Origin of the sequence: Promicromonospora sp. NPDC059942, assembly GCF_042731755.1 — a bacterium.
Lineage (GTDB): Bacteria > Actinomycetota > Actinomycetes > Actinomycetales > Cellulomonadaceae > Promicromonospora.
The window spans coordinates 111,555-137,192 of sequence record NZ_JBHWLR010000016.1; the positions used below are offsets into that span (position 1 = coordinate 111,555).

General features: G+C 70.0%; 21 protein-coding genes. 13 read left to right on the plus strand and 8 right to left on the minus strand.

Annotated features, from left to right (window positions below; translation table 11 throughout):
* The first annotated feature begins 277 nt into the window (after positions 1-277).
* Positions 278-2,656 (plus strand): LuxR C-terminal-related transcriptional regulator, encoded by a 2,379-nt coding sequence (locus ACFV9Q_RS22815; RefSeq protein WP_377236299.1) that lies wholly within the window; start codon positions 278-280, stop codon positions 2,654-2,656.
* A 235-nt stretch (positions 2,657-2,891) separates the two neighbouring features.
* Here ACFV9Q_RS22815 and ACFV9Q_RS22820 read toward each other — a convergent pair whose 3' ends face one another.
* The gene (locus ACFV9Q_RS22820; protein ID WP_377236300.1) at positions 2,892-3,380 is read right to left on the minus strand and encodes a hypothetical protein; all 489 of its coding nucleotides are present in this window, start codon (positions 3,378-3,380) and stop codon (positions 2,892-2,894) included.
* A gap of 320 nt (positions 3,381-3,700) precedes the next feature.
* On the opposite strand from ACFV9Q_RS22820, the gene ACFV9Q_RS22825 reads away from it, so the two are divergent.
* Complete coding sequence (locus tag ACFV9Q_RS22825) at positions 3,701-6,049, plus strand: hypothetical protein (RefSeq protein WP_377236301.1); 2,349 nt, start codon at positions 3,701-3,703, stop codon at positions 6,047-6,049.
* Positions 6,050-6,616: 567 nt separating this feature from the next.
* Here ACFV9Q_RS22825 and ACFV9Q_RS22830 read toward each other — a convergent pair.
* Both ACFV9Q_RS22830 and ACFV9Q_RS22835 read right to left on the minus strand, forming a co-directional pair.
* Entirely contained in the window at positions 6,617-7,300 is a 684-nt protein-coding gene (locus ACFV9Q_RS22830) for a response regulator (RefSeq protein WP_377236302.1), read from the minus strand.
* On the minus strand, positions 7,297-8,529 hold the full coding sequence (locus ACFV9Q_RS22835) for a sensor histidine kinase (protein WP_377236303.1): 1,233 nt from the start codon (positions 8,527-8,529) through the stop codon (positions 7,297-7,299). The genes ACFV9Q_RS22830 and ACFV9Q_RS22835 overlap by 4 nt, the downstream gene beginning before the upstream one ends.
* Positions 8,530-9,286: 757 nt before the next feature.
* On the opposite strand from ACFV9Q_RS22835, the gene ACFV9Q_RS22840 reads away from it, so the two are divergent.
* The 7 genes from ACFV9Q_RS22840 to ACFV9Q_RS22870 all read left to right on the plus strand — a co-directional run bounded on the left by ACFV9Q_RS22840 (position 9,287) and on the right by ACFV9Q_RS22870 (position 14,846).
* On the plus strand, positions 9,287-10,600 hold the full coding sequence (locus tag ACFV9Q_RS22840) for an alpha/beta hydrolase (RefSeq protein WP_377236304.1): 1,314 nt from the start codon (positions 9,287-9,289) through the stop codon (positions 10,598-10,600).
* Between the two features lie 387 nt (positions 10,601-10,987).
* Complete coding sequence (locus ACFV9Q_RS22845; RefSeq protein ID WP_377236305.1) at positions 10,988-11,422, plus strand: hypothetical protein; 435 nt, start codon at positions 10,988-10,990, stop codon at positions 11,420-11,422.
* A gap of 642 nt (positions 11,423-12,064) precedes the next feature.
* Positions 12,065-12,400 carry a PadR family transcriptional regulator gene (locus ACFV9Q_RS22850; RefSeq protein WP_377236306.1) on the plus strand — a complete coding sequence of 112 codons (336 nt, stop codon included), beginning with the start codon at positions 12,065-12,067 and terminating at the stop codon, positions 12,398-12,400.
* On the plus strand, positions 12,400-12,861 hold the full coding sequence (locus tag ACFV9Q_RS22855; RefSeq protein ID WP_377236307.1) for an HAAS signaling domain-containing protein: 462 nt from the start codon (positions 12,400-12,402) through the stop codon (positions 12,859-12,861). Before ACFV9Q_RS22850 ends, ACFV9Q_RS22855 begins: the two co-directional genes overlap by 1 nt.
* Before the next feature lie 621 nt (positions 12,862-13,482).
* Positions 13,483-13,776 (plus strand): hypothetical protein, encoded by a 294-nt coding sequence (locus ACFV9Q_RS22860; protein ID WP_377236308.1) that lies wholly within the window; start codon positions 13,483-13,485, stop codon positions 13,774-13,776.
* Positions 13,777-13,921: 145 nt separating this feature from the next.
* Positions 13,922-14,248: a hypothetical protein gene (locus ACFV9Q_RS22865; protein WP_377236309.1), complete on the plus strand. Its 327-nt coding sequence runs from the start codon at positions 13,922-13,924 to the stop codon at positions 14,246-14,248.
* Between the two features lie 175 nt (positions 14,249-14,423).
* Positions 14,424-14,846 (plus strand): hypothetical protein, encoded by a 423-nt coding sequence (locus ACFV9Q_RS22870; RefSeq protein ID WP_377236310.1) that lies wholly within the window; start codon positions 14,424-14,426, stop codon positions 14,844-14,846.
* Between the two features lie 54 nt (positions 14,847-14,900).
* On the opposite strand, the gene ACFV9Q_RS22875 is transcribed toward ACFV9Q_RS22870, so the two are convergent.
* From ACFV9Q_RS22875 to ACFV9Q_RS22885, 3 genes are all read right to left on the minus strand, one after another.
* Positions 14,901-15,425 (minus strand): hypothetical protein, encoded by a 525-nt coding sequence (locus tag ACFV9Q_RS22875; RefSeq protein ID WP_377236311.1) that lies wholly within the window; start codon positions 15,423-15,425, stop codon positions 14,901-14,903.
* 53 nt (positions 15,426-15,478) lie between these two features.
* The gene (locus tag ACFV9Q_RS22880) at positions 15,479-16,501 is read right to left on the minus strand and encodes an NAD(P)H-dependent flavin oxidoreductase (RefSeq protein ID WP_377236312.1); all 1,023 of its coding nucleotides are present in this window, start codon (positions 16,499-16,501) and stop codon (positions 15,479-15,481) included.
* A 101-nt stretch (positions 16,502-16,602) separates the two neighbouring features.
* On the minus strand, positions 16,603-17,199 hold the full coding sequence (locus tag ACFV9Q_RS22885) for a MarR family winged helix-turn-helix transcriptional regulator (protein WP_377236313.1): 597 nt from the start codon (positions 17,197-17,199) through the stop codon (positions 16,603-16,605).
* 180 nt (positions 17,200-17,379) lie between these two features.
* On the opposite strand from ACFV9Q_RS22885, the gene ACFV9Q_RS22890 reads away from it, so the two are divergent.
* On the plus strand, positions 17,380-18,291 hold the full coding sequence (locus tag ACFV9Q_RS22890; RefSeq protein WP_377236314.1) for a hypothetical protein: 912 nt from the start codon (positions 17,380-17,382) through the stop codon (positions 18,289-18,291).
* A 37-nt stretch (positions 18,292-18,328) separates the two neighbouring features.
* On the opposite strand, the gene ACFV9Q_RS22895 is transcribed toward ACFV9Q_RS22890, so the two are convergent.
* Positions 18,329-18,931, minus strand: coding sequence for a response regulator (locus ACFV9Q_RS22895; protein ID WP_377230698.1), 603 nt, complete (start codon positions 18,929-18,931; stop codon positions 18,329-18,331).
* Positions 18,932-18,954: 23 nt separating this feature from the next.
* A complete protein-coding gene (locus ACFV9Q_RS22900; protein ID WP_377236315.1) occupies positions 18,955-19,839 on the minus strand; it encodes an alpha/beta fold hydrolase in 885 nt (294 codons plus the stop codon).
* Between the two features lie 83 nt (positions 19,840-19,922).
* Here ACFV9Q_RS22900 and ACFV9Q_RS22905 point away from each other — a divergent pair, with 83 nt between their 5' ends.
* The 3 genes from ACFV9Q_RS22905 to ACFV9Q_RS22915 all read left to right on the plus strand — a co-directional run bounded on the left by ACFV9Q_RS22905 (position 19,923) and on the right by ACFV9Q_RS22915 (position 25,468).
* Positions 19,923-20,387: a MarR family winged helix-turn-helix transcriptional regulator gene (locus ACFV9Q_RS22905; protein WP_377236316.1), complete on the plus strand. Its 465-nt coding sequence runs from the start codon at positions 19,923-19,925 to the stop codon at positions 20,385-20,387.
* A 117-nt stretch (positions 20,388-20,504) separates the two neighbouring features.
* Entirely contained in the window at positions 20,505-23,213 is a 2,709-nt protein-coding gene (locus tag ACFV9Q_RS22910) for an MMPL family transporter (protein WP_377236317.1), read from the plus strand.
* Positions 23,213-25,468, plus strand: a complete 2,256-nt coding sequence (locus tag ACFV9Q_RS22915; RefSeq protein ID WP_377236318.1) for a YhgE/Pip family protein — start codon at positions 23,213-23,215, stop codon at positions 25,466-25,468. Before ACFV9Q_RS22910 ends, ACFV9Q_RS22915 begins: the two co-directional genes overlap by 1 nt.
* Positions 25,469-25,638: the final 170 nt, after the last annotated feature.

A 25,638-nucleotide genomic window follows, 5' to 3' on the forward strand; every position in this document is an offset into this window, starting at 1 on the left:
ACATCGGGACGGAGCAGTCCGCCGGGTGATCTTCCGTTCGTCCCCGCCTACCTGGGGCGGCGGGGGGGGGAAGGGGGGGTGGGAGGGCGTGGTTGGGCGTGTTCCCCCCCCCCAGGCCCAGCGCTGCGACCATTGACCGACAGTCGCAGTGGTCTTGGTCGCGCGCAAATTTCATCCCTTACGTACGCTTCATCCCCAGAAGTTGATCGAAAATCATGCAGCGACCGTCGTGCAGGAGCGGTGAGGGGGAAACGTGGCCGGAGTTGGCCCTCGCGGGGTGGCGCCACAGTCCGAATTCTCGGGAATCGGACCTGGCGGCAGCGGTGTTTACGGCAGGGACTCGGAACTGCGGCTGATCGGGTCGTTCGCCTTCGACCTGGACCCAACGATGCTGGTGGTCGCCGGTCTTAGCGGCGCGGGCAAGACGTGCACCGTCATGGCCGCGTTGGAGCGCGCCGGCCTTGGGGCTTCGACGGTCCGGATCGCGTACTCGGCCTCTCAGGGCCCGTACGTCGAAACAACGTTCGGCGGGCAAGTGCTTGAACTTCCGGGACTGGTTGCTGACACGAGCCAACACAACGAGCTGGACCCTGACCAACTGCTTGAAGCACTTGGAGCGGTGACCACCTCGAGCGGGCCTCGAGTTCTTTTCGTCGACGACGTCGACGTGCTCACCTCTGACCGCGCCGCCTGGCTGGGGCGCCTGACGGATACGGCCTATGACGACGGCTGGCGCGTGATCGTCGCAGCTCGGCACGTTCCGGCTCAGCCGAAGCTTGATGAGATGGATGTCCTGGCTCTTGGCCCGCTGGATCCGGCGCCGCTGCGGCAGCTGCTGCAGCAGGAACTGCACCAGTTGATCGCCGAGGACGTCGTCGCGCAGCTGCGATGGTGGAGCGGGGGAGTGCCGCAGGTTGCTCTCGAACTTGCCAACCAGCTCAATCCGGAGCAGCTCAGGGGCAACAAGGTTTGGGCTGGTCCTGAGACTGTGGGGCTTGTGGCTCGGCGTGCATACCGGCCAATTCTGGACAGCCTGAACAGCGCCCAGGCCCGCAACCTTGCGCGAACGGTTTTACACCCGAACGTGGCAGATCTTGTTGGGCGGGCTCATGACAGGCACCTTCGGGCGGTGCCGCACGGGGTCGCGAAGCGCCATGCCGACGAGTTGGCCGAACAGCACCCGCTCCTCGCGCTACTGTGCCGGAGCCAAACCGGCGCCAAGCGGGCAGCGAGCGTCGCCGAGGGGCTCGGCCCGGCCGACATGGTTGCTGCAGCCCTGGACGGTCTGCACCTCGAGGACTTGGCCGGCGTGACTGCGGCAGAGATTACGCCGCGCATCACGGCAGGCGTGGTCGCCGTCGCGCTGCTGACGGGTACTACTCTTGCGGCAGGCCGGACCGGGGAACGGTTGCTGCGGCACATGAGCCCTGAGTGGACCGACCATCTGTGGTGGCGCAGCCCGCCATCCGACCCTGCGGCGCGGGCCGCGGGAGCGCGTGTGGCTGCCGCTCTCATTGTTCTGGAGGGCAGCGGACAGCTGCTCGATCCGGCCGGCTTCCGGTCAGACTTGGATCGTCTCGATCAAGTCCCCGAGCCGCACTGGGTCGGCGTCTGCATCCGGGTGCGAAGTCGCCTGCTGCTGGGCGACGTCGCTCAGGCTCGTCGGCTGCTGGACGTCCTGACGTGTCGTGGAATCGAACCGACGGCCGCCGAGATCGTTGCCCGGGATCTGGCCGAGGCGAGCATCGAGATCGCCGAAGGTCGCCCGGGCAACGCCCGCGCACACCTTGCACACGCCGCACAACTGCGACCTGGTATCCACAGCTGGCTCCCGGTGCGGGGTCACGAGGCACTCGTCAGCGCCATGCTTGACGGACAAACACCTGTGGGCTGCTCCCTGCCGTCACCCAGTCCGTGGTCGGAACGCGCCATGGGTGAGTATGCCCTGGACCTGGGTACGGCATGTCTCGCCGTGGGGCAGACCGAGCAGGCAAGCGTGCTCCTGACGGGCGGGCTCGAGCGCTGTGCCTGGCCCTACCGTGGCAGGTCACAGAGTCGTGCCGACCTGGTAGAAGCCCACATCGTCACCGATGGCAGGCTCCGATCACGAGCGCGCCGTCTGGTTCGGCCACCCCTGGCGGCCGAGGAGCAGGTCCACGTCAACGCCGCCGCATCGTCAATGCGGACCTCGATCCTGTTGGCGACCGACAAGAGAACCACGGGCCTCGACGACTGGTTGCCAGTTGGTCGTGCGCGACTCACACCCTGGCTGCGCCTGCGATCTCTGATCGCCTACGGCCACCGACACCTTAAGCACGGAGATGACTGGTCGCTCCAGCAAGCCGCCCGCGAAGCACGGACACTCGCAGATCTGGCCGGTGTGCCGGGGTGGTCTGGCGCGATCGATGCGGCACTCAACTCAGATGGTCCGGACCGCGAAGAGCTGGAGCGATTGAGTGAGGGCGAGCGCGCCCTGGTCCGGCTGGTCGCACACGGCGCGACCAACGCGCAGATAGCCGGCGCCGTGTACCTGTCACAGCGATCGGTAGCCAACCGGTTTAGTCAGATCTACACCCGACTGCGTGTCAGGGACCGCAGAGAGCTGCTCGAACTCATACAGGTAGAACTACCCGACTGGATCGAAGAGTCAGACTAGGACCCCGTTCCAGGCGCAGCAGGGGCGCGACTGCCGGGGCAGCCCATCGAGGCGACGGCGCTGATCGTGGGCGCGGCGACTGGGTGACGAGCCTGTGCAACTCGTTTCGTTCGTAGACCTGGTGTATCAGAGCAGTGCGGCTGCAGTCAGTGGCTCAGCACGGGAGGTGCGAGAGAGCGATCGCGGGGTCCTGGAAACGTTCCAGGACCCCGCTCGTATCTGGGCGTCTGGGCGCTCAGCCCCAGGTTTCCCCGCTCTGCTGCTCGCCGCCCTGCTCCTGTGAGCCGTACTGGCTCGTACCCGAGCCGTACTCAGCTCCGGTGTCGGTACCGCCCTCGGACCGCTCGGTGTACTGGTTGTCGCCGGCCTGGTCATTGGGAGAACCCTCGCTCCGACCGTAGGCGGAGCCCTGGTCCGACGACTCGCCGTACGAAGCGCCCTCAGCAGACGAGGCGTCCTGGTACTGGCCGGAGGGCTCACCCTGCCCGTAGGGCGAGGCTTCGGACGGGCGCGACTGCTCGTAGCCGGACGACTCGCCCTGGCCCTCAGCGCCGGGCTCGCCGTACGAAGAGCCCTGTGGAGCCTCCGCCGACTCGCCGAAGGAGCCCACGGAGCGCTCCGAATCGTTGACTGCCGAGTCGTCCTGGATCTCGCTCGAACCGAAGGCCGACGTCGGCTCCTGGTCGAACTGGCCCTGCTCGGACTGCTCATAGTTCTCGGTCATGATGACTCCTCACGTATGCACGTGGAGGGTGTGCCGAATTGCATCCCCCTGCGAAGCCGGGGACCTACCCCCGAACGCACAAGAACGTACAGAGGCCGCATGATGTCCGCGACCGATGCCGGGGAAATGTGCAGTGCACAGAATGCACACATCTGGCCAAGATAGCCTGCCTAGTTGGCTCTAACGCGCCGTTACGGCGCAGGGCATACATTCGTCACGAGCTGACGGGTCCTGGGCGGCCACCGTGCAGGAAATTCATCCACTACGTACCCTTCCCTCTGGAACTCACCGAAAGTCAGGTATTCGCGGAAGGGGCGACCGTGGACCAGCAGGACGGCTCTTCGATACTGGCGTCCTCAGGGGGCGTCGCAAAAGCCTCGCTCAATGAGAGCGGCAGAGTGCAGGACGACGGTATCCACGGGCGTGACCGGGAGTGCCGGGCGATCGGAATGTTCCTGAGAGACCTGGACCCGGCGGTCCTTGTGGTGAGCGGCCTGAGCGGTATCGGGAAGACCGCGACGGTGCTTGCCGCGTTGCACCGTATCGGCATGCAGGACACGGCGGTGAGGCTGGTGCGCTCCTCCTCGTCCCGGCCGTACGCGCAGGTCCTGGCCGGCGGGCCGTGGCTCGATCTGTCGAGCGTGGTGATGCCGGTGGGCGAGGACTTCGAGCCCGAACCGCACGGGCTGCTGGAGCTTCTCGGCGCGGGTCTAGCGACCGTGCGCGAGGGAGCTCGTCGCGTCCTGTTTGTCGACGACGTCGAGGTCCTGACATCCGCCCGTGTCCGATGGCTGCAGCGACTGGCCCAGCATGCGGACGAGCGCGGTTGGCGTGTGATCGTCGCTGTCAGGTACGTCCCGCAAGATCCCATGTCGGACGATTTCCGGGATCTGCCCCTCGGGCCCTTGGACGACGCGTCGTTGCGTACCGTCCTGGACGAGGGTCTGCGACTGCCGGTCGCGAAGGACGTCGCGGCGCGGTTGCGCTGGTGGAGCTCGGGCAATCCGCGCATCGCACTCGAGCTCAGTGGCGATCTCAGTCCCGCACAGCTGCGCGGCACCTCTGAGTGGGCGGGGCCGGGCCGTGTGGGTCGAGCGGCCCAACGGGCATATCGGGTGTTGCTGGATCCCCTCGACACGCTCGGGGACCCCGTTCTCTCGCGAGCTAATGAACACCCTCTGCTCGCGCTGCTGTCCCGGGGGCCGTCGGGCGGTTCGGACCATCCCGTAGAAACCAGTCGCGCAGACGACGAGGTCAGTCTGCCCGAGTCGGTCGAAGCGACGCTGGACGGGCTTTATCTCGAGGACCTGGCAGGCATCTCCACAGCCATGGTCACACCCCGGGTCACGGCGGGCGTGGTCGCCGTCGCGCTCCTGACCGGGACCACGATGATGACGGCGCGGGCTGGGGAGCAGCTCCTGCGGCATATCAGCCCTGACTGGACCGACCACATCTGGTGGCGAGAGCCCGCTGTGGTCGACGATGTGACGCGTGGAGCCGGTGCAAGGGTCACCGCAGCTCTGATCGTCCTGGAGTGCACCGGCATCCTGATAGACCCCGCCGGCTTTCGTCGTGATCTCGATCTGATGGACCTCGCGCCTGACCCACACTGGGTCGGGCTCTGTATCCGGGTGCGTAGTCGCCTCCTGCTCGGGCAGACCCTTGAGGCAAGAAAGCTCCTGGGGGAACCTGGCCCCGCAGACGTGCCCTCGGGCCGGACGGTCGCGGAGGTCGTGTCCAGGGATCTCGCGGGCGCGTGGGTCGCGCTCGCCGAAGGTCGTCCAGCCAGTGCGCGCGCGCATCTGTCGAACGCTGCACATCTCCGGCCAGGTATCGACAGCTGGTCGGCGGTGCGAGGATTGCGAGCCGTCGCGGCGGCGTTGCTGGACGGTCAGGCGCCGGATGATGACCTGTTCTCGAACGAGGCGTGGTCGGCGCGCGCGGCGGGTGAGTTTGCCGTGAGCCTAGGTGTCGCGCATCTTGCTGTCGGACAGGTCCGACAAGCCGCAGAGGCTCTAGCCGTCGGGCTCGAGCGCTGTGCTTGGTCATACTGGGGCCGGGCGCAGGCTCAGGCCGACATGGTCGAGGCCGCCCTGGCTGCCAGCGGGGTGCTCGGGCCGCGCGTGCAGCGGCTGATCGAACGGCCCGTACCGGTCGATGAGCGGACCGACGTCCCTGCTGCCGCGGCACATGTGCGGATGCTGGCTGCTTTGCGCGGCACGCAGACGTCGGTCGGCATCGAGGAGTGGCTACCGGTTGCGCTCTCGCCGGTTCCACCATGGCTGCGAGTGCGGTCTCTGACTGTCTATGGGCAGCACCTGCTGGTCCGCGGCGACCGAGAGACGTCCGAGCGAGTCCTGCGCGAGGCGTGGTCGCTCGCGAGCCTGGCCGGGGTGCCCGGTTGGCAGGCGGCCATCGACGCACTGCTCGCCGGGAACGCTTCTGGTCGGCCGGACTGGGAGCGCCTGAGCGATGACGAACGCGTTCTTGTTCGGCTGGCTGTCCAGGGCGCGACCAGCGCACAGGTCGCCGAGGCGGTCTACCTCTCCGTGCGGTCGGTGGCCAACCGCTTCCGCCAGATCTATGGGCTCGTACAGGTCCGAGACCGCAGGGAACTGGTCGAGCGTGCCCTGGCCGATCCGCCGGACTGGCTTGCCGACCCCGTCTGAGGCCTGCGACAGACGCCGCCAGCTCGGCTCAGTGCTGTGGCGCCATCGGCCACGGACGCGGCGTAACGGTTGACCAGCTGGTACATCTCCGCCCGTTCGCAGGCCTGGCGGCCGAGCAGCAGGGTCAAGCCATTGCAGGAGTGCACAGGGCAGTCGGCGCGGTTTCTTGCGGCCTCGAACATGTTCCAAGACGGCATCACTTTCGACATGTGCCCGCCCAAGGCGTCTCAGTCCTGAGGTGCGAACTTCCGGTCACGGTCCGTCTTGGATGCAGGCTGGAACAGGAAGTCGTGCACTCGATTGCCTTGCCGCGCGGGCCCGACGGACTGTTGCTGTGCGAGGCACCGGGCCGGCGCGCACGGTACCCGCCCTCGTTGGGGTGGCGGCCGCCGGACTCGGTGATGCGGTCCAGGCCCACTGCGATGGCGGAGGCCGATAGAGCAGTTTCCCGATGTCGCAGCACTTGTTGTCGGCGTGACGGGCGTCCGGCCGCCCGCTGCCGTGGGGCAACGGGGCGGCGGTGGAGTCGCCGAATACCAGCTGACCGCTGCGCAGGCCGTGGCCGCGTCAGAGGCCGGCCGTGTCGTTCGGTTCGATCAGGCCGTGATGGTGGGCGAACCGAACCGCGTGCACCCGGTCTCTGAGTTTGAGTTTGGCCAGGACGCGTGAGACGTGGGTCTTGACAGTCTGTTCGCCGACGTAGAGCTGTTCACCGATGTCGGTGTTGGAGAAGCCAGCGGCCATCAGCAGGAACACCTCCCGCTCGCGTGCCGTGAGCCGGCCCAGACCGGGCGCTCGTTCCCGTTCGGGAACGTCCGGGGCCAGCACGTCAACCAGGCGTGGGGCAAGTCGGCTTGTGATTGACGGGTCGAGGTAGGTGTCGCCTCGGGCAGCGACGCGGATCGCGGTCACGAGTTCTTCGGGGGGCACACTCTTCAGGACGAACCCGCTCACCCCGTAGGCCAATGCCGAGTGTAGGTAGTCATCGGTGCCGAACGTGGTGAGCAGGAGGACTTTCAAGGTTTGCCGCCCTGACGACAACAGTTGGCGTGCTGCCGAGAGACCGTCGAGTTTCGGCATGCGCACATCCAGGACGGCAAGGTCAGCGCCAAGCGTCCGAACGGCCTCGATGGCGCTGTACCCGTCACCGACGTCTGCGACGCATTCCATGTCCGGCTGAGCGTCGAGGACCGCGCGAAAGCCCGACCGGAACATCGCATGGTCGTCGGCGATCACGATCCGCAAGGTCACGCTTCACCTCCCAGAGGGATCGTGACGCTCGACTCCCAGAAAAGCCCGTCGCCGACGACGGCAAAGGATGCCGACCCGCCCAATCTCTCCGCGCGCTTACGCATGCCCTCGAGTCCAATACCGAAGCCGGCGACCGAGGAGCCGCCGCCCACCGGATCCACGCCGGGGACGATCCGGTTGCGGGCGCTGAGGCCTATGCGGTCACCGGCGTAGTCGAGTTCTACCCGAGCACGATTCCCGTCGCCGTGCCGCAGGACGTTCGTCATCATCTCCTGCGCCACGCGGTACAACGTGCTGTCGATGGCGCGAGGTAGCGGAAGCGGGGTGTTGTACACGACGTACGTCACCTGCAGGCCGGAAGACCGGACGCTGTCGAACAGATCCGACAGCATCGCCAGCCCCGGCTGCTCCGGTGACGCATCACCCTCGTGCAGCAGCGAGAGCAGCCGGCGCAGGTCGACCATCGCGGCCTGACTGGACTCCTCGACTGCGGTGAGAGAGGTGTGGACCGTGACGTCGCCAGTGAGCAGGCCCGCGGGAAGGTTCAGCCGGGCCGCTGTGGCGTGGACGCCGATCGCGCTCACGTGGTGGGAGATGACGTCGTGCAGTTCAACGGCTATCGTCTCCCGCTCGTTGGCCACTGCCGCGGCCACCTCGGCCTGCGCGTCTCGCAGGGCAGCCTCGCGTCGGTGGCGCAGTTCATCCACGTGCGCCTTGCGCGCGGTGGTGTAGCGCCCGACCAGCCACGGCATCAAAGCGTTGGCAGCCACGAGGCTCAACAGAGAAGCCGGGTCACTCAGCCCGGCTATCAGCAACGAACACAGGGTTCCGCCGCACGACGCCGCCAGTGCCGCGCCAGCTGACCACCCTCGCAACCAGGCACCGGCCCGGTACGCGCTGACGAGCTGCCCGGCGGTGCTTGCGCTCCGGCCGGGAAGCACAAAGGCAAGCGCTGAGACCACCGCGACGTGCCCGACCGCGACCCAGCCGGAGAGCCTCGGCGAAGTCACCAGGGCTGCATCGGCAAGCAGTATTGCGATCAGGAGAGCTGGGTTCCACGGTCCTGATTCGGGACCACGCGTCAGGAAGCTCACCGCGTCGACGACCAGGCACACGACTCCCACCAGGACCGACTGATGCGCCAGGGAGCGCTCCGTCTCGTTCGAACCCGCGCGGCCGAGCCACCGGCGCAGCACCGAGCGATCCACCACGTTCGTGCTGCTGAGCATCCGGCCATTGTGCCCGGCGCGAACCGGCCAGAAGTCACTCCCGAGAGGGATGGCCATCACATCGCGGTGTGACGCCGTCCGACGGCTCCGGCTCCTAGCGTGCAGCCATGCGCGTGTCCCTCACCCGCCGCCGAACGGTGGCCCTCGCCGGCGTCGCGGCCGTACTGCTCGTGCTGAGCACGTTCATCTTCTGGCCTGACGCCACCCCTCGGGTCCCGCCTGGCGCCGTGCCGGACTCACTGACCCTCAAGCCCTGCACCTACGACACGGAAGAGGGAACACGGCCCGCAGACTGCGGGAGGCTCGTGGTCGCGGAGAACCGCTCGAACCCGATGTCGAACCTGATAGCCCTGCCCGTCGTTCGGATCCGTGCCATTGCGCAGCCCGCGGGCGAACCGATCATCCGGCTCGGTGGCGGGCCAGGCCTGTCGAACATGGACTTTCCCGAAGCCAGCCGACTCACCGACCACCACGATGTAGTTCTCGTCGGCTACCGGGGAGTCGACGGCTCGCGACGTCTTGACTGTCCCGAGGTGACGTCCGCGCAGCAGTCGTCGTCCGACGGCATGACGGGCCCGGACGCTCTTTCCGCGACGAGCCGGGCGTTCAGCCAGTGCGCCAACCGCCTCCAGCGCTCGGGAGTCGACCTGACCGGCTACTCGGTTCCCAGCGCGTCGAGGACATGGAATCAGCGCGGAAGGCTCTCGGCTACCAGCGGGTCAACCTGGTCAGCTCCAGTGCGGGCACTCGGACAGCGATGGTCTACGCATGGCGCCACCCCAAGGCGCTGCTGCGCTCGGCCATGATCTCCGTCAACCCGCCCGGCCACCTGTTCTGGAACCCCCGCGTCACGGACTCCCAATTCACCCAGTATGCCGATCTGTGCCAGGCGGACGCCGCGTGCGCCGCGAAGACCCCCGATCTAGCGAAGACGATCCGAGACACCATCACCACGATGCCTTCGAAGTGGGGACCGTTTTCCCTCAAGAACACCAACGTCCGGGTCCTCAGCCAGTACGCGATGCATCACAACGGCCGCGGATCAGCCCCCAACAACGCGCCTACGGCTATCGACGCCTACCTCGACGGCGGCTCGGGCGCCATGTGGGCGATGTCCGTGCTCGCCGAGGTCGCACTGCCGACCTCCACGGTCTGGGGCGAATTCGCGTCGTTCGCGATGACCGACGCCCCCGCCGTGCGGCAGTACTACGCCCAAGGCGGCGATCGCGGCTCGATCCTCGGCAATGCCTCGACGGACTTCCTCTGGGGCGGCCCAAGAGGTATCTCCACCGTCTGGCCGGACAGTCCCGACAATGCCGAATACCGTACGGTCCGGCCCAGCGCGGTCGAAACTCTGCTCATCGGCGGCGAACTCGACTTCTCCACCCCGCCGGTGAACGCGACGAACGAGCTGCTGCCCGCGCTGTCCCGCGGGCACCAGGTGGTCCTGCCCGGCCTCGGCCACACCCACGACTTCTGGGAACACCAACCCGAGGCGGGCAAGCAGCTGCTGACCACCTTCTTCGACACGGGGCACGTCGACAGCACGCAGTTCCACCGCCGCCCCGTCGCCCTCGACGCCGTGCCGTTGAGCATGTCGACGATCGCCGTTCTCCTCATCGGCGTCCCCACCGGTGGAGCGCTGATCGGCTTGCTGCTCCGCAGGCGACGGCGTCACGGCGCGCCGAATCGCCGGGCGAGCCGCAGGATCCGGGCGCTGATCATGGTGCCGCTCGGCCTGGCCGGCTGGTTTCTCGGGGTCCTGTTCACCTGGACGCTGGCTCCGGGATGGTTCATCGCCGATCCGGTCGTGGTGGTGCCCGGCACCGGCCTGCTGATAGGCCTCGGCGCGCATCTCGCCCGACCGACAGCGAAGCCTAGATCCCGATTCGCGGCCGCCGCACCAGTCGCCGGTGCGCTCGCGGGAGCATTGCTGGGATCGCTGGCAGGAACAGGACTGATCACCCCAGCCTTCGCGATCGTCGGCGCGGCACTGGGCGCGAACCTCGTAGTGGAGATCCGAGGATGCCAACAGCCAGTCGGGCTCACCAACCCGGCAACCGTGGGGTGACCGACATGTCAGAGCCATGACCACCGGGCGAGAGCTCATCCTTCGTCGTGCGCCAAATCCGCCGAAGCTTCGACTTGTCGCGAGGTCGGTAAGGTGCGGCTGTCCAGCAGTTCCGGCTACGCCGACTTCCATCAGGAGCCCGTCGAGTGCTGCAAACAGATTCCAGTTGCATGGAGTAATCCCAACCGTGATCACCGAGGCCAGTGGCGTCGGCGGGTTCAGGCCTCGAAGGCTGAGGACAGAAAGTCAAACATCGGCCGGCGATGGCCGAGTGTGTTGCGCATCTGCATGGCGAAAATCATTGATTCGCTGACTTGTTTTACGATCGGTCGCCGCAACCCTCGGTGCGAATTGTGTCGATGGCCAACGAAATGGAGAAATGTAGAGATGAAGAGCATCGTACTGCAGCACCAGTTCACTGTTCCTTCGACACCCGAAGCGGCGGTTTCGCATTTGATGGAACCGTCCAGTTACGTAGAGCTCAACGGCTTCGTTGTTGCCGTCCGGGACATTCGCGAAGAGGGAGGTTCCACCGTTTACACCGCGATCGAGCGACTACCCATACTCTGGTGGCACTTTCACAGTCCTCTCAAGGTCCGCGTCCGAAGCGAGGAGGCAGGGACACGGTTCATCATGGAAGTCGACAGCCACGGAGGAGTGAGGGTGCGAGTAGTAACTCAATTCACCTCCACGCCTGAAGGCGCGGTGGCCGACGACACAATCACCCTGACTGCCCCCGCGCTCGTGCGGGGCTATTCCGCCAAGCAGGCGCGGGCCGGTCAACTGCATCGGGGACAGGCCCTGGCCGTCCGTCTCAGCTGAATTCACAAAGCTTGCCGTGACGCCGTCAGAGCATGCTTCAGGGTGGAGTTGGCTGCCGCGGAAGCGAACCTGATCTCGCTCGCCAACGGTGGGGCCCGGCCCGGCATGACGTAGAGGGCTGGGCTCCGCCTGTCTCGCACAATTCACCCGGCGTCGCCTCCACTCGGAAGCCTTCTATCCACATTCATGAAGTGCGCTGAGAACGGTAGCGGCCACGGGCTGGTCTGGTGAGCCTCTGGCGGGAGCGAATTCGGCGGATCCGTCCGTAGTCTTCGCGGGGTCGACCCAGCTCTGGACCGCGTGGTTCACGGGCGTGACCGGGTGCTGAGAGCGATGGGTGCTCTCGCGACTGAGCTGGACCCGACAACTCTTGTCGTGAGTAGCGCGGGGCCCGGTGGCGGACTTTGTCGGCCCGCTCAAGGCGTGTTCGGCCGGCTCGTCGCCGCCGCCACCGACGAAACTCGAACTGGACGTGACCTCGCTCAAGCTGGAGAGCCTCGCCTGGAACTGCTCTCGTCACGACGCCCAGGATGGAGCGTAGGCGGGGTTCGCACTCTCGTAGGGCCTGCGTCGTCCGGACTGACTTCGGCGTGCCACCAGGAGGCTATCTTGCTATGCAAGAGACCTGCTATCCTGTGATGCATGATACCGACAGCGGACATGGTCCTGACGCAGTTGCGCAAGGGGGTCGTGGAGTACTGCGTCCTTGCTTGCCTGCGCTCGGCGCCCGCCTACGGGCTCGAGCTCGCCGAACGCCTCGGCACCGACAGCACCCTGCTGACCAGCGAGGGAACGCTGTACCCGCTGCTGTCGCGCTTGCGTCAGCAGAACTGGGTCACCACGACCCAGGTCCCTTCCGCGGTGGGTCCACCGCGCCGGTACTACGAGATCACCGACGAGGGCCGGGCGGCGCTGGAGACCTTCACCGCTACCTGGTCCCGTTTCACGACCGACGTCCGTTCGACCCTGGAGTCCTGATGACAACAACCCCCGAGTTTCCGCCGATCGTTGATGCGTACCTCGCTGATCTCGACCGCGCACTGGCCTCCGCCGACCCGCGCGAACGGGCGGAGACCCTGGCGGCGGTGCACGAACACGCCGCGGAGGCGCTCGACCGGCACGGATGGGACGACGCCGCGGCCAGCCGGGTTCTCGACGAGCTCGGCCCAGTGGACGCTATCGCGGCCGAGGTGACGCCCGCCCCGCAGTCCGCCGTCTCGGTAGAGAAGATCGAGGCCACGGATGTGGTGCTGCCCGTCCTTGCGTTCGTGCTCTGGCCGCTTGCCCCCGTTACCCTCGTTTGGGCGATCGTTCGGCTGCGTTCCGGTGTGGGCAAGCGCGCTCTGCAGTGGCTCACCATCGTGCTCAGCGCTATCCCGACCGTCGTCGGCGTCGTGTTCCTCCTGATACACACCTTGAACTTGGCCTTCGGCAAGTAGATCGAGCGGCCCGGCGTCGCTTTCCGCGTGCGGTGCGAGACGGTCCGACCGCTCATCAGGTCGGACCATCTCTGAAGGCGACACTTGTTGGCTTCACGTCTACGGCGTAGCCGTGCGCGGAGGTGAGCAGGGTGGCGTGGAGGTCGGCATCCCGATTGACCCGCAGAGTCTGACGGTCGGCCTCGTACCCGTTGTTGTTGGGGCGGGCCGATAGCTGCTGCTACTACGCCCAGCGACACTCGACCCCCGACAGAAACCCGACGGATTCAGCCGTCACTGACTGTCACCACTGGACTACAGTGGCACTCACGAGGGCGACTTCCCACCCCGCACCCATTGCGGGCCAGAGTCATCAGTGACAGACGTACGTGGCCGCTACCTGGAGAAACGCCATCAGTGAAACGGGCGGGAGCGGGTAGGTGTCCGCAGATCCAGAGGCCTGTCGTGCGGCTTGATTGCGCGCCAGCCTGGGATCAGAGGGTCGCAGGTTCGAATCCTGTCACCCCGACCAGCGAGAACACGGTGGGGGAGTAGTTCGCTCCCCACCGTGTCCCCACCAGGCCCTGTTCATGCCCGCACCTGGTAGGCCTGTGTCAATTACTGGTGAGGCGGTGGCGCTGAGTGGCGGTGCAGATCGTGCTCTGCATGGTTGCGTTCTTCGGCGCCTTTGGCCTCATCGGGAGCGCCTTCAACGGGCACTTCTGGGGTTGGGGCAAGCCTGCGGGCAGGTGGCTCGGGATCGTCTTCAACGGGACCATGATGGCCCTTACTTTCGAGCGAGTTCTGGACGAGGGGATGCTCGTCGTCTGGACGGTGTTGGTGTTCGCAGGTACGGGGCTCGGCATTGCACTAGGCGTGAGAGACCTCAATGCTGCGCGCAATTCCGCTCAGGAGACCGCGGACCGGGTGGACTGACGGTTTCGATGGCTGCAACTGAATAGCACTCCGCCGCTCGGTTTACAGCACAGTGCCTCCGGCGGGCACCAACCCCGCGGATATCGAGGAACTCGCCGGCTGAGATCCCTGCGCCCGCCCTGATGCCTGATGGCAGGATGTCGCCGTGGTTGGTGTCTCGGTAGCTTGGGAGCACGGTCCGTCGGGGCGAGTGGTCTGCGCAAAGCTGGCGGCTGATTCCTGGGAGATCAACGTGCGTGGCGCTCGTAGCGACCTGACACGCCTGACCCAGATCCGCGAGGCGGACTGGCTGAGCCGCCGAAGCCTCAGAGCCGGGCTGGTCGCGGGGGCTCCCGTGTTCTGGTCGTTCGCCGACGGTCAAGTGTCTCTCCTCGTGGGCGAGGACGATGAAGTCTGGGACGTCGCGGTCAGCGTCCCCGTCGAGGTCGTCGACGAGTTGGCGCAAGCGGTCGGGCGTCTTGCGGAACCCTGACGCTTGGGCACCTGTGCCCACCCACACCGAGCATGTTGAAACGGGCCGTGACGAGTTCCGGGCGCTGCACGCCCTCCCACTGCACCCATACGCCTTCGGGCATCCGCTAACCTCCCGCTATGGCACAACCGGCTAGCCGTGGGCCTGGGGCAGTAGCCGGCCCTGGATGCTCCCGATGACGTTTCGCCACCCCACCGAGAGCCCAGCGGAGATCGTCGCCTACGGGAGACGCCTGCGGCCCCAGGGCACGTTTGTGATCGTGGTTGCCGCCCTCCTGCTCTTCGCGATCGTCGAGGTGCCCTGGTCGTGGGTTGTGGTCTGGACCGCAATCTCGGCCGTCTCGGGGATCCCGGCGTTCAGTGTCTGGATCACCGACCGACGATGGGCAGGCCGTCTAGCCGCCATCGGGGACAACCTGCGACCCCGCATGATCACGCTGGGCTTTGTCTTCGGAGCCACGATCCTGCTCCAAGGAATCGTCGGCGTGACACTCGGCACCTGGCCCGCGGCAACCCTCGCGCCAGTCGCCTTCGCCGTCGAGTTCCTCATCGCACGGGAACGCTTGCGCACACGGGCAGCGAACAAGGACAAGCGGTAGGGCAGGAGCCCGACTGGCGCTGACGAGGGTCGGCCCGGCCGTCCCGGCGCAGGCTCAGTCGGCGAAGACGAGGTCGAAGAGCCCGTCGGGAACGCTGACGTGCTCGGCGGACTGCGCTACGGCGTCGACCCAGGCGCGTGGAAACTCGGGGAACCCGGTGGCCGGGCCGGCACCGACCAGGCCCTCCAGGGCAAACGCGACGGGTGCGGTCACCTGCGGACGCACCGCCGTCCCGGCACCGTCGAGCAGTTCGGTGAGAACCGGCCAGACGTCCTGCGGCAGCGCGCCACCGACCTGCTCGCACCAGAGCCGGACCTGGCGCGACCGCTTGATGCCGACGGCGATGAGGATCCCCATGGAACCGGGGTCCTGTCCGAGCCGGCCCAGGAACTCGTTGCACGTCCAGGCCAAGGTCTGGGCACAGGCGGCAATCTCGCCGACGCCGTCCGGGACTCGCAGGTGCAGCTCGTCGTCCGGCTGGTAGAGCCGGAGGGAGCCCAGCCGGAAGACCGGTTCCGGAGGTTGGACCGTGGCCGCGCTCACGGGGGTGCGCGGCGTACGTCGCCGGAAGAATGCCATTGCGGGAGTCTGCCATCCCGTGCCTGGTCAGGCGGCTGCCGGGAGGTGCCCGGTCACAGCCCGGCGGCCAGCCCCCGGACGACGTCGGCGGCCGGGCCCGTCGTTGCGTGCCGGTAGCCCGTGCCCGCCCACAGGTGGAGCCGGTCGGCGTCCCCGGACACCGCCGCCTGACGTCGCAGCTCGCGCGTGAGGTGGTGGATCGCGGGGTAGCCCACGGGCGCGACGGCGTCGTGCCGATCGACGAAGCCGTTGCGCACGGCGCGCGCTGGCCGGCCGGTGAACGACCTGGTCACCACGGTGTCGCGGTCGGACGTCGCGAGCGCTCCCTGGTACGTCGCCGACGCGCCGGACTCGTCCGTGCGCAGCAGCAGGGTGCCGACCGCGACGGCCTGCGCCCCGGCCGTCAGCAGCTCCCGCACGGCGTCGGGCCCGTCCACGCCGCCCGCCGCCACCAGCGGCAGGTCGACGGCGGCCGCGACGGCGCGGACCACCGACGCCGTCGGCGCGTCGACCACCCGCCGGGCCGGGTCCCACGTGGCGCTGTGACCGCCGGCCGCGGGGCCCTGGACCACGAGCCCGTCGACGCCGCCGTCGCGGGCGGCCGCGGCCTCGTCGGCGGTGGTCACCGAGGCGAGCACAACCGTGCCCGCCCGGCGCAGGGCGCGGATGTCCGCCGGGTCGGGCAGGCCGAACGTGAACGACACGACCGGCACCGGGTCGTCAAGCAGCAGCGCGAGCTTGTCCGGCCACCGGTCGTCGTCGTCCACCGGATCGGCGGAGAGCTCGACGCCCAGGGCGGCCGCCTCCGGCGCCAGCCGCCGGGCGTAGGCGGCGAACGCCTCGCGGGCCGGGCGCTCCGCCCCGGGGACGAAGAGGTTGACCCCGAACGGGCGCCCCCAGGTGCGTGCGGCGGCGACGTCGGCCGCGAACCGCTCGGGCGCGAGGTACCCGCCCGGCAGGAAGGCGAACGCGCCGGCCTTCGTGGCCGCGGCGGCCAGCGCGGCCGTCGTTGCGCCGCCGGCCATCGGGGCCGCCACGATCGGCAGGTCGCTGCCCAGCAGGTTCGGGGTCGTCACAGTCGTGCTCCGTTCGGCGGGTCCGCGAGAGGCACCCTACTCGCCGGGACCTCGCGCGCCGCGCCGCCGTGGAACGAGCCGCAGACCAGCTCCCGGCAGCCTCACTCCGCGGGGTCCGAGGGCTCCCCGTTGGCCGGGGGCTCCCCGTTGACCACGGCCTCCCCGGAGCTCGAGAGGTCGTCGAGGAACTTCAGGACCACCTCCCGCTCCTCTGGCTTGAGGCGCGCGACCGCCTCGAACCGGTGGGCGTGGCTGCGGCCGACGCTGCGCAGGGCGATCCGCCGGGTCTCCTCGGAGACCTCGACCGCGAGGCTGCGGCGGTCGGACGGGTGGGGGAGCCGGCGGACGTGGCCGGCCTCGGCCAGCCGGTCGAGCATCTTGGTGGTGGACGCCGACGTGATGCCCAGGTGCGCGGCGATCGCTCCCGGGGTCACGGTCTCGCCGCGGTGCTGGGCCGCGATGACGAACCGCAGGGTGCGCATGTCGGTCTCGCCGAGCTTCATGTAGCGGCGCGACGCCTCGCTCGTCCGGCGCTCGGCCTCGCGCCAGTCGCGCAGACCCTCCAGCACGCGGACCACCTGGTCGACGTCGCGGTCGTCGAGGCCGGCACGCCGCACGATCTCCTCCTGCGGGTCCAGGACCCGGGGATCCAGCATGGACGGAGCGGGCGGCTGGGCCGGCTCGGGTTCACGAACCACGGTCGATCCCCTTTCACAAATTGCTGCCCGCGCTTGAAGGTAGCCAGGCTAGGAATATTCTGCCACGAGGTGGGGTCAACTGACGCCCTCGGGCCAGCCCCTGCTCGGCGTCGGCGGGTGTGCCTATGGTCGTGTCGTAGGGGCAGCAGGCAGGTACGTCGCGAGGGGGCGGGGAGTGCCATGCGGGTGCGGAACAGCGGGCGGGTGCGGAACGGCGGAGACCGAGGGGCGGGCGTCGCGCGCCGGGTCCTGACGGTGTTGATGGCGGCCTGCGTCGTGGTCCTGGTGGCGGGCTGCGGCATGTTCGGCCGCGGGCAGGACGGTCGCGGGCACGACGGTGGGCCGCCGCACGGCGGGATGGGCTCCCGGTCCGCCCCGGCGGGCGCGGGCCTGCCCCAGTCGGACGCGCCGGCCGACGTGGACCCGGCGGACCTCACCACCGAGATCGACAACGAGTACTGGCCCATGGAGCCCGGCACGCAGTGGGTCTACCGCGAGACCGACGAGAAGGGCCAGGAGCTGCGCGTGGTGGTGACCGTCACCAGCGAGACCAAGGAGATCGCCGACGGGTCCACGGCCCGCGTCGTCCGGGACACCGTGACGCGACGGGGCGAGGTGGTCGAGGACACCTTCGACTGGTACGCGCAGGACCCCGACGGCACGATCTGGTACCTCGGCGAGGACACCGTCGAGTTCGAGAACGGGAAGGTCACCACCACGGAGGGCTCCTTCGAGGCGGGGCTCGACGGCGCCCTCGCGGGCGTGATCATGCCCGCCGACCCCGCCGTCGGGATGACGTACCGGCAGGAGTTCTACCGGGGCGAGGCCGAGGACAACGGCGCCGTGCTCAGCCTGGACGAGCAGGCCGAGGTCCCGGCGGGGCACTACGACGATGCGCTGCTGACCAAGGACACGAGCACCATCGAGCCCGACGTGCTGGAGTACAAGCTCTACGCCCCTGGCGTCGGGCCGGTCCTCACGCTCGGGGTCTCCGGCGGTGGCGGCCGCGAGGAGCTGGTCGAGGTCGGCACCGTGTCGGCGGAGGTCGCGCAGGCGGCGGGCACGACGCCGCTCGGCGAGCGGTACGAGTGAGCCCGAGCTGCCCGCCGCGCTGGTGCGCGAACGCCTGTCAGATCCAGCCGCGCTCCTCCGCCATCAGCACCGCCTGCTGGCGGGTGTCCACGGCGAGCTTGCCCAGCACGGCGGAGACGTGGTTGCGGACCGTGCCGGGGGCGAGCGACAGGGTGCGCGCGATCTGTCGCGTGGTCTCGCCCTGTCGGCCGGCCCGCAGCACGTCCAGCTCGCGGTCCGTCAGCGGCGACCGCTCGTCGCGCAGCGCGTCGGCCGCGACCTCCGGGTCCACGTACCGGCCGCCCGCCGCGACGCGGCGGATGACGGCCGCGACCTCGTCGGCGGGGCGCGACTTGGGCAGGAAGCCGACGGCCCCCGAGGCGAGCGCCCGCCGCAGGACGCCGGGCCGGGCGTGCCGGGTGACGATCACGCAGCGCGTGGGCAGCGTGCGGTTCAGCCGCTGCGCCACCTCCACGCCGTCCAGGTGCGGCATCTCGAGGTCCAGCAGGCAGACGTCGGGCCGCAGCCGCTCGGCCTCGGCCACCGCCTCGGCGCCGTCGGCGCACTCGGCCACGACCTCGATGTCCTCCTCCAGCCGCAGCAGCGCGGCCAGGGCGGACCGGATCATCCCCTCGTCGTCGGCGAGCAGCACACGGATCATCGGGCCAGGCTACGGGCACGGCGTCAGGCGAGCTCCACGCGGGCCAGGAAACCGAGCACTGCCGCGGCGAGCTCCGCGGGCGCCTCCAGGGCGGCGTGGTGGCCGACGCCGTCGAGCTGCGCCGTTGCGATCGGCGCCGCGGCCACCTGCGCCAGGGTGTTCGCGGTGAACGATCCGCCGCCTGCGCCGACCGCCAGCACCGGCACCTGTATGGGGTCCTCCGCGGCGAGCGCCCGGAGCTCCGCACCCTCGGTGAGCATCGAACGGTAGAGCCCGGCCGCGCCCCGCCAGGCGCCGGGGCGGGCGTAGGTACGTGTGAACTCCGCCAGGTCCTCCTCCGTGACCGAGCCGGGTGTCGCCGTCATGGCGTGGAACATCGCCGCGAGGAACTCTTGCTCGCGCCCGGCGAGCAACAGGTCCGGAACGCCCTGGGCCGCGAGGACGCCGATGTGCCAGGAGCCGCCGTGCGTGACGTCCGCGAGGGCTTCGAGGCCGAAGCCGGCCAAGCCCGCCTCGACGGCGGTCAGGCTCAGCACGTCCTCCGGGTGGGTCGCGACCAGCCGCAGCGCCGTCCCACCCGCGATGTCCTGCACCGCGAGGTGGACCGGACCGAGGCCCAGGTGGGCGATCAGCCGGTGCAGGTCCTCGGCGGCGGTGGCACTGTCGTGGTCGTCGTCGGCCACGGCCGAGTCGCCGAAGCCGCGCAGGTCCACTGCGATGACGCGGTGGCCGGCCGCGAGGTGCGGGATCAGCCGGTGGAACGTCCACCAGGTCTCGGGGAAGCCGTGGACGAGCAGGATCGGCGACCCTGACGTCCCGGCGGAGACGTAGTGGAGCTGGGTGCCCGCGAGCTCGGCCACGTCGTGCACGACCCCGTCGACGGAACGTCCCGGCACGGTCTCGATCATGATGTCTCCCTTTTTAGACAACCAGGTTGTCCAGTCACATTAGACAATCAGGTTGTCGAAATCAACCCCCTTATCATGGGCCCATGACTCGTTCGGGCGCCGACCTCGCTCTGCTGCTCCTGGGCGGTTACCGGACGCTCGTCGACACGGTGGCTGCCGAGCTCGCCGCCGGCGGCCACGACGACGTCCGCCCGGTGCACGACTTCGCGATGCGGGCCATCGCGGACGGGGCGGACAACGCCTCGGAGCTGGGCCGCCGTCTCGCGGTCTCGAAGCAGGCCGCGGCCAAGACGATCGCCGTCCTGCTGGAGCGCGGCTACGTGCGGCGCGGCACCGACCCGCAGGACGCGCGGCGCAAGCGGATCGAGGTCACCCCGCTCGGCTGGGAGGTCATGCACCGCGGCGAGGCGATCTTCGACTCCCTCCGTGAGGACTGGGCCCGCCGGATCGGCGCGGAGGAGCTCGCGACCCTCGAACGGCAGCTCGGCGCCCTCGTGGGCGACACCCCGGTCAGCCCCGACGCCGCCGGCCGCGCCGCGCTCGACTGACCCGCACCGGCGGGCCAACACTGCCGGCCGGCAAGCCGGCCCCGGCGCTCGACATGTCGGTTCCGCCCGGCGCTGCCAGCATGGAAGTGCGCTGTCCCGGTGTGCAGGAGGTGCGTCGTGTCGTCTTTCCTCTATCGGCTCGGCCGTGCGGTGGCCCGGCACCGCGGCCTGGTCGTCCTCGGATGGGTCCTGGTGCTCGTCGTGTGCGGCGCCGCGAGCGCCCTCCTGAACAAGGGCACGGACGACACGTTCACGATCCCGGGGTCGGAGTCGCAGGACGCGATGGACCACCTCGACCACGTCTTTCCACAGGTCAGCGGCACGTCGGCGCAGCTCGTGCTGCTGGTCCCGGAGGGGCAGCAGGTCGACACGGCCGCGACCCGGCAGGCGGTGTCGGACGCCGTGGACCGGATCGGGGACGTGGCGCAGGTGGAGGTGGCGTCGGACCCGTTCGACCCCGACGTCAACGACGCGGTGTCCGACGACGGCCTGGCGGCGAACATCGGGGTGCAGCTCAAGGTGGACTCGACGCAGGTCAGCGACGCCACGCTGACCGACCTGAGCGGGATCGCCGACGATCTCGCGGGTGAGGTCGGGGACGGCGCCAAGGTCTACACGGGCGGCGACGCGTTCGCGGACCGCATCCCGGGGCTGAGCTCCACGGAGGCGGTGGGACTGCTCATCGCGCTGGTGGTGCTGCTGCTCATGTTCCGGACGATCATCGCCGCGGTTATGCCGCTGGTGACGGCGGTGGTGGGCGTGGGCGTGTCCGTCTCCCTGGTGTACCTGGGGACCCTCTTCGTGCCGGTCTCCTCGACCGCGCCGATGCTCGCGGTGATGATCGGCCTGGCGGTGGGCATCGACTACGCGCTGTTCCTGCTGTCCCGGCACCGCGACCAGCTCGCCGAGGGCCTGTCGGTGGAGGAGTCGATCGCGCGGGCGACCGCGACGGCGGGTTCGGCGGTGCTCTTCGCGGGGCTGACGGTGCTCATCGCGCTGCTCGGCCTGTCGGTGGCGCGCATCCCGTTCCTGACGACGATGGGTGTCTCGGCGGCGCTCGGTGTGGCCGTCGCGGTCAGCGTGGCGGTGACGCTCGTGCCGGCGCTCCTGGCGTTCGCGGGGCGCCGGATGGTGCCCAAGGCCCGCTCCGAGCGTCGTCGCCGCCTCCGCAAGCCCCGGGTCGCCCGGCCGTGGGTCCGCTTCGTCACGCGCCGGCCGCTCGTCACGATCGTGATCGTGGTGCTCGGGCTCGGCGCCCTGGCCGTGCCCGCGGCGAACCTGCGGCTCGCGCTGCCGGACAACGGCAGCCAGGAGGCCGGCTCGCCGGCTCGCGAGACCTACGACGTGGTGGCCGAGCACTTCGGCCCCGGCTTCAACGGGCCGCTCCTGGTGACGGCGGACGTCATCCAGTCCACGGACCCCTCCGGGCTGGTCGACCACCTCGCGGACGAGATCCGCGACCTCCCCGGCGTCGCGGCGGTGCCGCTGGCCACGCCCAACGAGAAGGGCGACACGGGCATCATCTCGGTGGTCCCGACCACGGCGCCGGACGACGCGCGCACGGACGAGCTGGTCGAACGCCTCCGGGACCAGGAGCCGCACTGGCTCGCCGAGCACGACGCGCAGACGGCGGTCACGGGCCTGACCGCCGTCGGCATCGACGTCTCCGACCGGCTGGGCGCGGCGCTGGTCCCGTTCGGCCTGCTGGTGGCCGGGCTCTCGCTGGTGCTGCTGGCCATGGTGTTCCGCTCGGTCTGGGTGCCGGTCAAGGCGACCGTGGGCTACCTGCTCTCGATCGGGGCGGCGTTCGGCCTCACGTCGCTCGTGTTCCAGGAGGGGCACGGCGCCGCCCTGCTCGACGTCGCGCACGTCGGGAGCGTCGTGAGCTTTCTGCCGATCATCCTGATGGGCGTGCTGTTCGGGCTCGCGATGGACTACGAGGTCTTCCTCGTCTCGCGGATCCGCGAGCACTACGCCCACCACGGCGACGCGCACGAGGCGATCGAGGAGGGCTTCGTCTCGGCCTCCCGGGTGGTCGTCGCGGCGGCGCTCATCATGTTCGGCGTCTTCGCGGCGTTCGTGCCGGACGGCAGCGCCACCCTCAAACCGATCGCGTTCGCCCTGGCCGTGGGCGTGTTCATCGACGCGTTCGTGGTCCGGATGACGTTCGTGCCCGCCGTGCTCGCGCTGCTCGGAGACCGGGCCTGGGGCCTGCCGCCCGCGCTCGACCGCAGGCTGCCCGTGTTCGACGCCGAGGGCGACGGCCTGCTGCACGAGCTGCGGCTGGCGGACTGGCCCGCGCCGCACAGCGACGAGGTGATCAGCGCGCAGGCCCTGAGCCTGGACGACGACCGCGGCCGCCCGGTCTACCGCGACGTCGAGCTGCACGTGCCCCGGGGCGAGGTGCTGGTGCTGCACGGGTCCGGCGCGGTGGGCAAGTCGGCCCTGCTGCTCTCGCTCGCGGGGCGCGTGACCCGCCACCGCGGCGACCTGAAGGTGCTCGGCCAGGTGCTGCCCCAGCACGTGCACGCCCTGCGGCCACACGTCGCCATCGTCGACGGCCGCGGCGACCTGGACCCCGCGGGCCGGGTCACCGAGGCGCTGGCCCGCGACGTCGAGCTGATCCTGGTCGACGACGCCGACCTGGTGCTGCGCTCCGAGGCCCGCGCCCGGCTGCGCGACCAGCTCGCCTTCCGCGTGACCTCCGGCGGTCTGCCCGCCACGTTCGTCCTGGCCTGCCAGGACCCCGACCGGGTGGTCGACCTGCTCCCGCTGGAGGCCACCCAGCTCTACGCCATGACCCACCGACCCGCAGAGGTCCTGTGATGACCATGTCGTTCGCCGCCTCCGCCCGGTCCCTGACGACCCGGCCCCTGACCTGGCGCACCTGGACCGCCCTGGTGGCCGTGCCGCTGCTCGTCATGGGCGTGCTCACCTGGGCCTTCTGGTCCCCGGGCACCGATCACCAGACCGCCCAGGCCGCCGTCGTGAACAACGACGAGCCCGTGACGGTCAACGGGCAGCAGGTCCCGCTCGGCCGCACGCTCGCCGGGAACCTGACTCACGACGACGACTCCGCGTACGCGTGGGTGCTCACCGACGCCTCCGACGCGCGCGACGGGCTCCGCGGCGGCACCTACGCCGCCGTCGTCACCATCCCGAAGGACTTCTCCGCCCAGGGCATGTCGGCCGCGACCGCGGACGACCCGATGGACGCCGTCCAGGCCGGGCTGCAGGTGCAGACGACCACGGCTGCCGGCGTCGCGGACCCGTACCTGGCCGGCGGCGTGGCCGACGACACCCAGGACGCCCTGAACCAGACCGTCGTGGAGTCCTACCTGGGCAACATCTACGGCAGCTTCACCACGCTCCACAAGCAGCTCGGGGACGCCTCCGACAGTGCGGGTCAGCTCGCCGACGGCACCGCCCAGCTCAGCGACGGGGCCGACGAGCTGTCCGGCGGCGTCGACCAGGTGGCCGACGGCGCCGACGAGCTGTCCGGGGGCGCCGGGGCGCTCGCCGCCGGGACCGGCCAGCTCGCGGCCGGGGCGGCGGGGCTCACCTCGGGTACGTCCGCGCTGGCCGGCGCCACCGGCGAGGTCGCCGCCGGGGCCGGGCAGGTCGCCGACGGCACGGCCGCGCTGTCCTCCGGCCTGGACGACGCCGCGCAGCGCGCAGCCCGGCTCCCCGCGGCCGCCCAGGAGCTGGCCGACGCCGCAGATCGGGTCGCCGACGGCAACAAGCGGCTCGCGGACCGGGTGGTCCCCGTGGCCAACCGGGCGATCGACGGCCTGGACCGGCTCCCCGACACCCGCGACGTCGTCGCCGAGCTGGACCGGCTCGCCGAGCGGTGCGGTGCGAGCGTGGTGGCCGACCGCGACTTCTGCCAGGCGCTGGAGCGTGCCGCCGGCCGGGCCGACTCCGCCGCGCAACGCATCGAGGACGGCAAGGCCCGCGTGCGCGCCGACGTCGAGTCCGCGCGCGACGCCGTGCAGGCGCTGCGCACCGGCTCGCGGCAGGTGGCCCGGGGCAACGCGGAGCTGGCCACGCGGTCGGCCGAGCTGGCGGCCGGCATCGCCTTAGCGGCGAGCGCCGCCGACGACCTGAATGCCGGGGCGCAGGGCGTCGCGTCGGGCGCCCGGCAGGTCGACGCCGCGGCGGGGCAGCTCGTCGCGGGGGCGGCGGACCTCGACGCCGGGGTGGCGCAGACGAACGCGGCGGCGCAGGAGGTCGCCGTCGGCGCGAGCGGGCTGGCCACGGGCGCGGACGAGCTGGTGCCGGGCGCGGACCAGGTGGCGAGCGGCGCCCACGACGCGGACGACGGCGCGCACCAGCTCGCCTCGGGGCTGTCGGACGCCGTCGACCAGGTGCCCACGTACACCGACGACGAGCAGGACCACCTGTCCACCGTGGCGGCCGACCCGACGACGTCGACCACCACGTCCGCGGCGTTCGGCGTGCTGTCGATCGCCCTGTTCTCCGCCCTGGCGCTGTGGGCCCTCGCGCTGGTGACGTACCTGGCGACCCGCCCGCTGCCCGCCGGGATCCTGACGTCGCGCGAGCCGACGTGGCGGCTCACGCTGCGGGCCGCGGTGCCGGGGTCCATCGCGGCGGCGAGCGCCGCGCTCGTCATCTCCGCCGTCGCGATCCCGGTGCTGCGGCTGCACCTGTCCGCGGCGGTCGGCTTCGTGCTGGTCGCGCTCCTCTCGGGGGCCGCGTTCGTGGCGCTCAACCAGGCGCTGGCCGCGATCTTCGGCCCGGCGGGCCGGCTGGCGTCGCTCGCGGTCGCCGTCCTGACCGTGGCGACTGGCGTGGTCTCCACGCTGCCGGGGCCGCTGTACGCGCTCGGCGACCTGCTGCCGACGCACGGCGCGATCGTCGCGCTGCGGGCCGTGACGGCCGGCGACGCGAGCCTCGCCGGCGGCGTGGCGGCGCTGGCGGCCTGGCTGGTCGTGGGGCTGCTGGCCACGATCGTGGTGACCGACCGCCGCCGGTACGTGTCGCCGCGCCGGCTGCGGCTGGACGCCCCGGACGCCCCGGCCGCCCCGGCCGCGGAGGCGCGGCCGGCCCCGGCCGCGTAGGGCTGGGCGCCGTCGGCGCAGGGCTGGGCGCCGTCGTCCGCCGCGGTCCCTCCCTCCCCTTTGAGGCCCGGGTTTCTTCTCTTTTGGGTGACTCCAAACGAAAAAACCCAGGACTCCAAAGGGGATTGGCGTGGCGGGGCGGAAGAACCCCCGCAACCCCAAGAACGGCC